The sequence below is a fragment of the Pseudomonas sp. UW4 genome (assembly GCF_000316175.1).
Lineage (GTDB): Bacteria > Pseudomonadota > Gammaproteobacteria > Pseudomonadales > Pseudomonadaceae > Aquipseudomonas > Aquipseudomonas laurylsulfatiphila.
The window spans coordinates 1068598-1080000 of the sequence record NC_019670.1 but is presented as its reverse complement, the minus strand read 5'-3'; the positions used below and the strand labels follow the sequence as shown (position 1 = coordinate 1080000).

Genomic DNA, 11403 nt, shown 5'->3' with positions numbered 1-11403 from the left:
CGCAGACGCCGTTTTGAAGTCCTCGCTTCTCGTTGAATCTGCAAACGTCCGGTTAGTTAGCAGACCTGGATTTTGCGTAGGTGCGTGTTTTTCGCGCCGATTATCATTGCCGTATCTGCCTTAAAATGTTTTTACACAGCCTCGCCCCATAGCTGTCCCTCGCCAGCGGCAGCTGTCGACCGATTCTGTTGAAAAAGTCCGAGCGTAGTGGGCGACGCGCCGGAATAGCTTTTGGTTTCAAGCGTCAGGCGTGATGCTGTGAGGGCGGGCTTGGTTGCGGTGGGCGGGGTAATCAGTGGGACATGTGGATGCCTTGGGTTTTTCGCGAGCGGGCTCGCTCCTACAGGAGGTGCGGTGAGCTGACAGGCGTTGTTTGGCCCCTGTGGGTTGTGATTTCGGTGCACCTTCAGCATTGATGGTGGTTGGGCTGGCGCTTTCGCGAGCAAGCTCGCTCCCACAGGGTTAGCGGCGTACTTCAGCGCATCTGCTCCGTAGAATCGCCCTGGGTTCTGATGCTTCTTCTCACCTGTAATGCTTGCTATACATCAGCCATCGACAGGCCCTTTGGGCATTAGGCCAGTGCGTGAACGCCCCTTGCGGCACTCATCTAGACTTAATGAATAGTCGTAGGCAGAACCGAGCACGTCGCTTTGGTGCAGGTCGATCAATAGCGGCGTGGCAAGCTGCCTTTTATGCCCAGTTGAGGTGCGGCGAAGACCGTGCCGGGCACAACAAGATGCCCGCTCAGGGTGCCCTGGCCAACGGCCAAATTGCCACGATACCGTGACGTGGTGTGAGTGCCGCAGCCGACACTTTCGGACGACCGACAGCCATCTGGTTTGTCCGTGACCGTGAGGATTGCTGAATGCCTGATGAGATGTTGCACCTGCCTGTGGTCAACAGTTTGCTGGAGCGCCACAAGGGCTCTGCGGGTGCACTGTTGCCCATTCTTCATGATATTCAGGAGCGTATCGGTTACGTCCCCGATGTCGCCGTCCCCGAGATTGCCCATGCCCTGAACCTGAGCCAGGCCGAGGTTCGTGGGGTGATCAGTTTTTACCATGATTTCCGTACTGCACCGCCCGCGCGGCATATCCTGCGGCTGTGCCGGGCCGAGTCGTGCAAGAGCCGTGGCGCCGAGCAGTTGGCTGCGCAGTTGCGTGAGCGTCTGCAACTGGATGACCACGGCAGCAGTGCCGATGGCAGCATCAGTTTGCGTCCGGTGTATTGCCTTGGGGCCTGTGCCTGTTCGCCGGCTCTGGAGCTGGATGGCCGGGTGCATGCGCGGCTCAGTGCCGAGCGTCTGGATGCCTTGCTCGATGCTTGCCGGGAGGACGTGTGATGCCAGCTTTCTATGTGTCTGGTGATTCGGTTGCCCGTGCCGTGGGTGCAGAAGATGTTGTGGTAGCCCTTATCACCCATGCCCGGGGACGCGTTGTGCCGCTGGAGATTAAACGCACCAGCTCGCGGGGCCTTTACTGGCTGGAGCCACTGCTGGAAGTGGACACGCCGCAAGGCCGTTTCGGCTTCGGTCCGCTGACAGATGCTGATGTGCCGTCTGTGCTCGAAGCGCTCAAAGGCGACCCGTCTTCTCATCCACTGGCCTTGGGCCTGGTGGAAGAGTTGCCCTATCTGAAGACTCAGCAGCGACTGTTGTTCGCCCGTGCTGGCATCACTCGGCCGCTTTCGCTGGACGATTATCGAGCCCACGGCGGTTTCGAAGGTTTGAACAGGGCCGTCGCCCTTGGCGGCGAGCAAACTGCGACGGCGGTGTTCGATTCTGGCCTGCGTGGCCGTGGCGGCGCGGCCTTCCCCGCCGGGATCAAATGGCGCACGGTGCGTGCGACCGAAGCGGCGCAAAAGTACATCGTGTGCAACGCCGACGAAGGCGACTCCGGCACCTTTGCCGACCGCATGCTGATGGAAGGCGACCCTTTCCTGCTGATCGAAGGCATGGCGATTGCCGGCCTGTGCGTCGGCGCCACCTATGGCTACATCTATGTGCGCTCGGAATATCCGGATGCCGTGGCCACCCTGCGCAATGCGCTGCAGATTGCCCGGGAGAACGGTTACCTGGGCGCCAATGTCGGCGGCAGCGGTCAGGCCTTTGATATGGAAGTGCGTGTAGGTGCCGGTGCCTACATCTGCGGTGAGGAAACTGCGCTACTGGACTCTCTGGAAGGCAAGCGCGGGATCGTTCGCGCCAAGCCGCCGATTCCTGCCTTGAAAGGGCTGTTTGGACAGCCGACCCTGGTGCACAACGTGCTGACTTTGGCCTCGGTTCCGCTGATTCTGGCCAAGGGGGCGCAGTTCTATCGCGATTACGGCATGGGCCGTTCCCTGGGCACCATGCCCTTCCAGTTGGCGGGCAATATTCGTCAGGGCGGTCTGGTGGAGCGGGCTTTTGGCCTGTCGCTTCGGGAGTTGGTGGAGGACTACGGTGGCGGGACTGCCAGTGGCCGGCCACTGAAGGCTGCACAGGTGGGTGGCCCCCTCGGCGCCTGGGTGCCGCCGTCGCAATTCGACACGCCGCTGGATTACGAAGCCTTCGCCGCCATCGGCGCGATGCTCGGTCACGGTGGTGTGGTGGTGGCGGACGACACCCTGGACATGGCCCACATGGCACGTTTCGCGATGGAGTTCTGCGCCGAGGAATCCTGTGGCAAATGCACGCCGTGCCGCATCGGCTCGACTCGGGGCGTCGAGGTGATCGACCGCCTGCTGGCAGCGCCTGACCAGAACGGTCGGGATGAGCAGGTGATCATCCTCAAGGACCTGTGCGACACCCTGCAATACGGTTCGCTGTGCGCGTTAGGCGGTATGGTCTCTTTTCCGGTCGCCAGCGCCCTCAAGCACTTCCCCGCCGACTTCGGCTTGCAGCCCTCGGAGGCCGAGCAATGATCACTCTCTTCGACCCGAACACCGATATCGATCTGGGCACCCCTGCCCGCGAAAGTCAGGTGCAAATCACCCTGAACATCGACGGCCGCAGCATCAGCGTGCCCGAAGGCACCTCGGTGATGCGCGCCGCTGCGCTGCTGGGCACCACCATTCCGAAACTCTGTGCCACCGACAGCCTGGAAGCCTTCGGCTCCTGCCGCATGTGCCTGGTGGAGATCGACGGCATGCGCGGTTATCCGGCGTCCTGCACCACGCCGGTCACTGAAGGCATGACCGTGCACACCCAGACGCCGAAGCTCGCGACCCTGCGGCGCAACGTCATGGAGTTGTACATCTCCGATCACCCGCTGGACTGCCTGACCTGCTCGGCCAACGGCAATTGCGAGCTGCAAACCGTGGCTGGTCAGGTCGGTTTGCGGGAGGTGCGTTACGGCTATGAAGGCGACAACCATCTGGCCGATGTGAAGGACACGTCCAACCCGTATTTCGACTACGACCCGAGCAAGTGCATCGTCTGCAACCGCTGCGTGCGCGCCTGCGAAGAAACCCAGGGCACCTTTGCCCTGACCATTACCGGGCGCGGTTTTGAATCCCGGGTGGCAGCCGCCGGTGGGGATAACTTCCTCGACTCGGAGTGCGTGTCCTGCGGCGCCTGTGTACAAGCCTGCCCGACCGCAACCCTGATGGAAAAAAGCGTGGTCGAACTGGGTCAGCCGGAACGCAGCGTGATCACCACTTGCGCCTATTGCGGCGTGGGCTGCTCGTTCCGCGCCGAGATGAAAGGCGACCAGCTGGTGCGCATGGTTCCGGACAAGAACGGCCAGGCCAACCACGGCCACTCCTGCGTCAAGGGGCGCTTTGCCTGGGGCTACGCCACCCACCCGGATCGCATCACCAAGCCGATGATCCGCAAGCACATCAACGACCCGTGGCAGGAAGTCAGCTGGGATGAAGCGGTGACCTACGCCGCCAGCGAGTTCCGTCGGTTGCAGCAGAAATACGGCCGCGACTCCATTGGTGGCATCACCTCCAGCCGCTGCACCAACGAAGAAACCTATCTGGTGCAAAAACTGGTGCGCGCCGCGTTCGGCAACAACAACGTCGACACCTGTGCGCGGGTCTGCCACTCGCCGACCGGTTATGGCTTGAAACAGACCTTGGGCGAGTCCGCCGGCACCCAGAGTTTCGACTCGGTGATGCAGGCCGACGTGATCCTGGTGATGGGCGCCAACCCCAGCGACGCCCACCCGGTGTTCGCTTCCCAACTCAAACGCCGCCTGCGTGAAGGCGCGCGGCTGATCGTCATCGACCCACGGCGCATTGATCTGGTGGACTCGGTGCACGCCCGCGCCGAACTGCACCTGGCCCTGCGTCCCGGCACCAACGTCGCCATGCTCAATGCGTTGGCCCATGTCATCGTCACCGAAGGCCTGCTCAACCAGGCCTTTATCGACGCCCGTTGCGAGGGCAGCGATTTCGCCAGCTGGAGTGAGTTCGTCAGCCGCGCGGAGAACTCGCCGGAAGTGCTTGGCGCGATCTGCGGCGTGCCCGCTGCCGACATCCGCGCCGCCGCCCGCCTGTATGCCACCGGCGGCAACGCAGCGATCTACTACGGTCTGGGTGTCACCGAGCACAGCCAGGGCAGCACGGCGGTCATGGGCATCGCCAACCTCGCGATGGCCACGGGCAACATCGGCCGCGAAGGCGTGGGCGTGAACCCGTTGCGGGGGCAGAACAACGTTCAGGGCTCCTGCGACATGGGGTCTTTCCCCCATGAGTTGCCCGGTTACCGGCACATCTCCAACGAGGTGGTGCGGGCGCAGTTCGAACAGGCGTGGAACGTCACTCTGCAACCTGATCCGGGGTTGCGCATTCCCAACATGTTCGAAGCAGCGCTGGGCGGCAGCTTCAAGGGCCTGTATTGCCAGGGTGAGGACATCGCCCAAAGCGATCCGAATACCCAGCACGTCACCGCCGCTTTGTCAGCGATGGAATGCGTGGTGGTGCAGGATATTTTCCTCAACGAAACCGCCAAGTTCGCCCATGTGTTCCTGCCGGGCAGTTCGTTCCTGGAAAAGGACGGCACCTTCACCAACGCCGAACGGCGCATCTCCCGGGTGCGCAAGGTCATGGACCCTCTGGGCGGCAAGGCCGACTGGGAAGGCACGGTGGCCCTGGCCAATGCCCTGGGTTACCCGATGCACTACAAACACCCGTCGGAAATCATGGATGAAATCGCCAGCCTGACGCCGACCTTCACCAACGTCAGCTACACCGAACTGGATCGCCACGGCAGCCTGCAATGGCCGTGCAACGCCGCGGCGCCGGACGGTACGCCGACCATGCACATCGAGGAGTTCGTGCGCGGCAAGGGGCGGTTCATGCTCACCGGCTACGTGCCCACCGAGGAGAAGGTCAACACTCGCTATCCACTGCTGCTGACCACCGGGCGCATCCTCAGCCAGTACAACGTCGGCGCCCAGACCCGGCGTACTGACAACGTCGCCTGGCACGACGAAGACCGCCTGGAAATCCACCCGAGCGACGCCGAGAGCCGTGGCATCAACGAAGGTGACTGGGTCGGCATCGGCAGCCGTGCCGGGCAGACCGTGCTGCGAGCGCGGATCACCGAACGGGTCGCCCCGGGCGTGGTGTACACCACTTTCCACTTCCCGGAATCGGGGGCCAACGTGATCACCACCGACAACTCCGACTGGGCCACCAACTGTCCGGAGTACAAGGTCACGGCCGTCGAAGTCAGCCGCGTTTATCACCCTTCGGAGTGGCAAAAGCGCTTCCAGGAATTCAGCGAGGAACAGGACCGTTTGCTCAAGGATCGCCGCCACGCCCGTGGTGATAAAGCCGAGGTGCGCCGATGAGTACTGAAAACCTGATCAAGATGGCCAACCAGATCGCCCAGTACTTCGCCAGCCAGCCGGACCAGCAACAGGCGGTGCTCAGCGTGCGCAATCATCTGCAGATGTACTGGGCGCCGAGCATGCGCAAGGAATTGCTGGCCTGGCAGACGGAGCATAAAGGGGCGGACCTGCACCCGCTGGTGCAGGCGGCAGTGAGTGGGGCGGGTTGGGGGGCTTAGACCAGGGGAACTGTGTAACCAGAGGGAGCGAGCCCCCTCGCTCCCTCTGGGATTGCATGTACTTTGATCCCAGGATATTCAATCTGAATCGGTTCAGGAGTGAGGTACTGTCGCCGAAGGCAAAAGACATAAATGATCATGCCCGATAAATAGATTGTAACGGGCCTGTCCATTACGAAGAGCCTGGTGATCACGGAAACGACCACCAGGCTTTCGATATCGCTCTTATTACTTTACTGCTTCCATTTATCGCTCATCATGAACCCACCCAATCTTATTCTGATTATATTCATTTTGATCTAGCTTAAACCCCTCGATCTTTTGTTGATTTCTTACTTTACACAACTCAACGAGGAATGGATTTTTTTTCACACAGGAAATTTCAGCGCGTTCTAGACTATCAATAGTCGAGTCTATTTTTTTGGCCAATGACTCTAACTTATCCCATTTAAAGTCTGCATGCTTATAAGAGCTCCGCGCCATTTCATCTCCCAAGAACACGACTTCTGCTTGCTTTTGAGCCAACGTCTCACGTAAAGCATCCGAACTACTCGTGTTAGTTCTTTGCTGATCAGCAGGAAGTTTTTGACTCTTGAGATCCACGATTATTTTCGAGGAGCTTTGCAGAACAGAGTTTATACTACGCGCCAAGTTATCAACATCGCTTTTATGCACAGTTTTTTGGTCAGTATCAAAAGACACGAACCTTGAGCCATGACTGCCAGATACGTTCATCGCCACTTATCTCCAGAGTAACTTTAAATACGCAAGCCATTTACACCCAGCAGCCCGCAGAACAAATTATTGCCCCATTACAAACAGCTGGGCTTGAAGCCTATAGCGCAATAAAATATTTACTCTTTCAAATTTCGCTCACTTTTATAGAATCGGCGCCTACCACCTTCGGAGTGGCAAAAACGCTTCCAGGCATTCAGCGATGAACAGCATCGTCTGCTCAAGGACCGGGCCCACGGCGCCAAAGCGGAGCTTCGCCGATGAGCACCGGCAACCTGATCAAGATGGCCAACCAGTTCGCCCAGTACTTCGCCAGCCAGCCGGACCAGCAACAGGCGGTGCTCAGCGTGCGCAATCATCTGCAGATGTACTGGGCGCCGAGCATGCGCAAGGAATTGCTGGCCTGGCAGACGGAGCATAAAGGGGCGGACCTGCACCCGCTGGTGCAGGCGGCGGTGAGTGGGGCGGGTTGGGGGGCTTAGGTTCAACCTGCTGGCTGCCCCCCTGTAGGAGCGAGCTTGCTCGCGATGGTCGTCAACGATAACGCGTGCTTCCTGGTTAAACGCGGCGCTCTCTAGTCCATCGCGAGCAAGCTCGCTCCTACACGTCCTTGCGTGACGCTGTCACTGTCACTTCAATCGCCCGGACACTGATCGCCGCGAATGTCGCCGTCATCAGTACCCCATTGAAACCCAGCAGAATCGCCAGTACCCGTGAAACACCCAGTTTGGGCACCAGTTCTCCGTAGCCGATGGTCAGCCCGGTCACGAAGGCAAAGTAGACGCCGTCAAACGGGCTCCACCCTTCCAGGTGGGCGATGATGAGGCCGAACGCAATGATCACTAGCAGCAGTATCGAAAAGATCGGCCACACCACTTTGAAGTAGAACCAGACGGCCTTGTAGAACTCGTGGCGGACGTTTGATGCACGGGTGAGGTTCATGTCGTGGGCTTCCTGGGAATTGACTGATGCACAGCGGTTCAATACCCCGTTCAGCTTGGCACAAGCGCTGAAAACTGCGACCAACGGGGCGTTATCTCTGGCCAGGACTATGACAAAGATGACGCCAACCGGGCTATCCAGAAACCGCCCGCTGTTGGATTCCTGTAGGAGCGAGCCTGCTCGCGATGGTCGTCAACGATAACGCGTGCTTCCTGTTTAAACGCGGCGCGCTCTAGTCCATCGCGAGCAGGCTCGCTCCTACAGGGTTCCAGGCTCTCAGTTCGCTTCCGTTTCCCGAATCAGCTTCTTGTTAATCTTGCCAACACTGGTCTTGGGGATTTCGGCGACGAACTTGAACTGCTTGGGGATCGCCCATTTGTTGATGCGGCCGCCGTCGACGAAGGCTTGCAGGTGCGTCTCGAGGATCTTGCGGTCCAGGTATTGCCCCGGCTCGCACACCACCATGGCCATGGGCCGCTCGCCCCACTGCTCATCGACGATGCCCACCACCGCGACGGACATGACGCCCGGGTGTTCGCTGATCAGGCTTTCCAGTTCCAGGGAGCTGATCCACTCGCCGCCGGTCTTGATCACGTCCTTGATGCGGTCCTTGATTTCCACGCCGCCCTGTTTGTCGATCGAGGCCATATCGCCGGTGTGCAGCCAGCCGTTGTGCCACAGCTCCGCGCCTTTGTCCGGGGCTTTCAGATAGCCCTGGGTCAGCCACGGCGCGCGCACCACGATCTCGCCCAGGGACTCGCCGTCATGGGCCACGTCATTGCCCTCGGCGTCGATGATCTTCAGGTCGACCAGCGGCACCGGTGTGCCGGTCTTGATGCGGATCGGCAGCTGGGCTTCGGCGGATAGCTGAAGGTCCTCGTCGCGCAGGTAGGTCAGGCACAGCAACGGGCAGGTTTCCGACATGCCGTAACCGGCGTGCACCACCATGCCCTTGGCATTGGCTTCGCTGGCGATGCCGAGCGTCAGCGCACTGCCGCCCAGGAGCATTTTCCAGCCGTCGAAACGGGTCGCCTTGCCTTCTTCACAGTTGAGGATCATCTGCAAGATGGTCGGCACACAGTGAGAGAAGGTCACCTTCTCTTCGCGGTACAGCCGGACCAGGCTGTTGGGCTCGTAGCGGCCGGGATAGACCTGCTTGATGCCCATCAGGGTCGCGACATACGGCACGCCCCACGCATGTACGTGGAACATCGGCGTGATCGGCATGTACACATCGTCGGAACGCAGCAGCGGCTGTCCCTGATAGACGCCCAGGGTGCCGACGGCATTCAGGGTGTGCAGCACCAGTTGCCGATGGCTGAAGTACACTCCTTTCGGGTCGCCGGTAGTGCCGGTGGTATAGAACAGCGTGGCGACCGAGTTCTCGTCGAAATCCGGGAAGTCGTACTGGTCCGGGGCCAGGGACAACAGGTGCTCGTACTCACCGAGCACCGGCAGCGATGTCGTGCTCGCCTCGTCATCGGTGAGCTGCAGGTAGCCTTTTACCGTTTCCAGCCGCCCGTGAATCTGTTCGACCAGGGGCAGGAAGTCGTCATGCACCAGCACCAGGTCATCCTCGGCGTGGTTCATGGTGAACAGCACCTGCTCCGGCGACAGGCGAATGTTCACCGTGTGCAGCACCGCGCCGATCATCGGCACGGCGAAGAAGCATTCCAGGTAGCGGTGGCTGTCCCAGTCGAGCAAGGCCACGGTGTCGCCGGCCTTGACCCCGGCCGCCGTCAGCGCATTGGCCAGGCGGCGGATGCGCTGGTTCAGCGTCTGGTAGCTATAACGCAGTTTGTCGGCGTAGACGATTTCCCGGCCCGGCTCGTAACGCACGCCGGACAGCAGCAATTGCTTGATCAGCAAGGGATAGGCACAAGCGCCGTCGGCGGGCGGGATTATTTTTGTTTTCAGCATGGTTGGAGTTCCTTGTCCTTCGATCAGAACTGATCGGCTTTCAGCTCGTAGAGGCAGTCACTACCGGCCTTGACCGATGCACTCAACGAGTGGATACGCGGCAGCAACCGGGCGAAATAGAAACGCGCGGTGGCCAGTTTGCTGGTGTAGAAGTCGTCTTCGGCATCCCCGCTGATGACGGCCTTGGCCATCCGCGCCCACATGTAGGCGTATGCGGTGTAGCCAAACACGTGCAGGTACTCGACCGAGGCCGCGCCGATTTCATTCGGGTTGCCCTGGGCCCGGTCCAGCAGCCATGCGGTCAGCTCGTCGAGGGTATCCACAGCGGCATTCAGCGGCTTGGTGAACTCGTCGAGGTCCGCAGCGGCGTTAGCGGTAAAGTAGCGGATCTCCGAGGCGAACAAGCGGTAGAGCGCCCCGCCGCTGCCGACGATCTTGCGCCCGGCCAGGTCCAGGGACTGGATGCCGTTGGTACCTTCGTAGATCTGGGTGATGCGCACGTCGCGCACCAGTTGCTCCTGGCCCCACTCGCGGATGTAGCCGTGGCCGCCGAAGACCATCTGACCGTGCAAGGTGGTTTCCAGGCCCATGTCGGTGAGGAACGCCTTGGCCACCGGGGTCAGCAGTGCCACCAGTTCTTGCGCGCGATTGCGAGTGACTTCGTCTTCGCTGTACCTGGCCGTGTCCAGTTGCAACGCGACGTAGCTGGAGAACGCACGGCCGCCTTCGTTCAAGGCTTTCATGGTCAACAGCATGCGGCGCACGTCCGGGTGCACGATGATCGGGTCGGCGGCCTTGTCCTTGTTCTGCGCACCGGTCGGCGCACGGCTTTGCAGACGGTCGCGGGCGTACGCGACGGCGTTCTGATAGGAACGCTCGCCCTGGGCCAGGCCCTGGATGCCCACACCCAGACGCTCGTAGTTCATCATGGTGAACATCGCCGCCAGGCCTTTGTTCGGCGCGTCGACGATCCAGCCGGTGGCGCCATCGAAGTTCATCACGCAAGTGGCGGAGGCCTTGATGCCCATCTTGTGTTCAATGGAGCCGCAGGACAGCGCGTTGTTTTCGCCCAGCGAACCGTCGGCATTGACCAGCACCTTGGGCACCAGGAACAGCGAGATGCCCTTCGGCCCCGCCGGTGCATCCGGCAGGCGCGCCAGTACCAGATGGATGATGTTCTCGGTCAGGTCGTGGTCGCCGCCGGTGATGAAAATCTTGCTGCCGCTAACCTTGTAGCTGCCATCGGCCTGGGGTTCGGCCTTGGTGCGAATCAGGCCCAGGTCGGTGCCGGCGTGAGCTTCGGTCAGGCACATCGAACCGGTCCAGGTGCCGGCGTACATGTTTGGCAGATAGCGTTGCTTGAGCTCTTCGCTGGCGTGGGCCTTGATCGACAGACAGGCACCGGCGGTCAGCATCGGGTACAGGCCGAACGACAGGCTGGCCGAGTTGACCATCTCTTCGACCTGCGCCGAAATCGCCTTGGGCATGCCCATGCCGCCGTACTGCGGATCACCGCCGACACCGACCCAACCGCCCTCGGCGAAGGCTTGATAGGCCTCGGCAAAACCCTCTGGCGCGGTGACCGAACCATTGCTCCAGGTACAACCCTGTTCGTCGGTGGCGCGGTTCAAGGGTGCGATGACTTCGCCAGTGATCTTGCCGGCCTCTTCGAGGATGGCAGCGGCGGTTTCTTCATCGATCACGTCGGCCAGGCCGGGCAAACTGGCCCAGAGCCGGGACACCTGGAAAACCTCGTTGAGTACGAAGCGCATGTCGCGCAGGGGAGCTTTGTATTCAGACATCTTGGC

Annotated in this window: 9 protein-coding genes; 5 read left to right on the top strand and 4 right to left on the bottom strand. The window is 60.8% G+C overall.

The window, feature by feature from the left end; all coding sequences use genetic code 11:
- Positions 1–865 precede the first annotated feature (865 nt).
- The 4 genes from PPUTUW4_RS04670 to PPUTUW4_RS04655 are packed head-to-tail and all read left to right on the top strand — an operon-like array spanning position 866 to position 5998.
- A complete protein-coding gene (locus PPUTUW4_RS04670; RefSeq protein ID WP_015093614.1) occupies positions 866–1342 on the top strand; it encodes a formate dehydrogenase subunit gamma in 477 nt (158 codons plus the stop codon).
- A complete protein-coding gene (locus PPUTUW4_RS04665; protein WP_015093613.1) occupies positions 1342–2901 on the top strand; it encodes a formate dehydrogenase beta subunit in 1560 nt (519 codons plus the stop codon). Before PPUTUW4_RS04670 ends, PPUTUW4_RS04665 begins: the two co-directional genes overlap by 1 nt.
- On the top strand, positions 2898–5780 hold the full coding sequence (gene fdhF, locus PPUTUW4_RS04660) for a formate dehydrogenase subunit alpha (RefSeq protein WP_015093612.1): 2883 nt from the start codon (positions 2898–2900) through the stop codon (positions 5778–5780). The genes PPUTUW4_RS04665 and fdhF overlap by 4 nt, the downstream gene beginning before the upstream one ends.
- Positions 5777–5998: a formate dehydrogenase subunit delta gene (locus PPUTUW4_RS04655; RefSeq protein WP_015093611.1), complete on the top strand. Its 222-nt coding sequence runs from the start codon at positions 5777–5779 to the stop codon at positions 5996–5998. The genes fdhF and PPUTUW4_RS04655 overlap by 4 nt, the downstream gene beginning before the upstream one ends.
- A 246-nt stretch (positions 5999–6244) precedes the next feature.
- On the opposite strand, the gene PPUTUW4_RS04650 is transcribed toward PPUTUW4_RS04655, so the two are convergent.
- Entirely contained in the window at positions 6245–6739 is a 495-nt protein-coding gene (locus PPUTUW4_RS04650; protein WP_144443064.1) for a hypothetical protein, read from the bottom strand.
- 254 nt (positions 6740–6993) lie between these two features.
- Between PPUTUW4_RS04650 and PPUTUW4_RS04645 the strand changes: the two genes are divergently transcribed.
- Positions 6994–7215: a formate dehydrogenase subunit delta gene (locus PPUTUW4_RS04645; protein WP_015093610.1), complete on the top strand. Its 222-nt coding sequence runs from the start codon at positions 6994–6996 to the stop codon at positions 7213–7215.
- Positions 7216–7333: 118 nt separating this feature from the next.
- On the opposite strand, the gene PPUTUW4_RS04640 is transcribed toward PPUTUW4_RS04645, so the two are convergent.
- From PPUTUW4_RS04640 to PPUTUW4_RS04630, 3 genes are all read right to left on the bottom strand, one after another.
- On the bottom strand, positions 7334–7675 hold the full coding sequence (locus PPUTUW4_RS04640) for a potassium channel family protein (protein WP_015093609.1): 342 nt from the start codon (positions 7673–7675) through the stop codon (positions 7334–7336).
- A gap of 276 nt (positions 7676–7951) precedes the next feature.
- Positions 7952–9595 (bottom strand): fatty acid--CoA ligase, encoded by a 1644-nt coding sequence (locus tag PPUTUW4_RS04635; RefSeq protein ID WP_015093608.1) that lies wholly within the window; start codon positions 9593–9595, stop codon positions 7952–7954.
- Between the two features lie 23 nt (positions 9596–9618).
- Positions 9619–11397: an acyl-CoA dehydrogenase C-terminal domain-containing protein gene (locus PPUTUW4_RS04630; RefSeq protein WP_015093607.1), complete on the bottom strand. Its 1779-nt coding sequence runs from the start codon at positions 11395–11397 to the stop codon at positions 9619–9621.
- Positions 11398–11403: the final 6 nt, after the last annotated feature.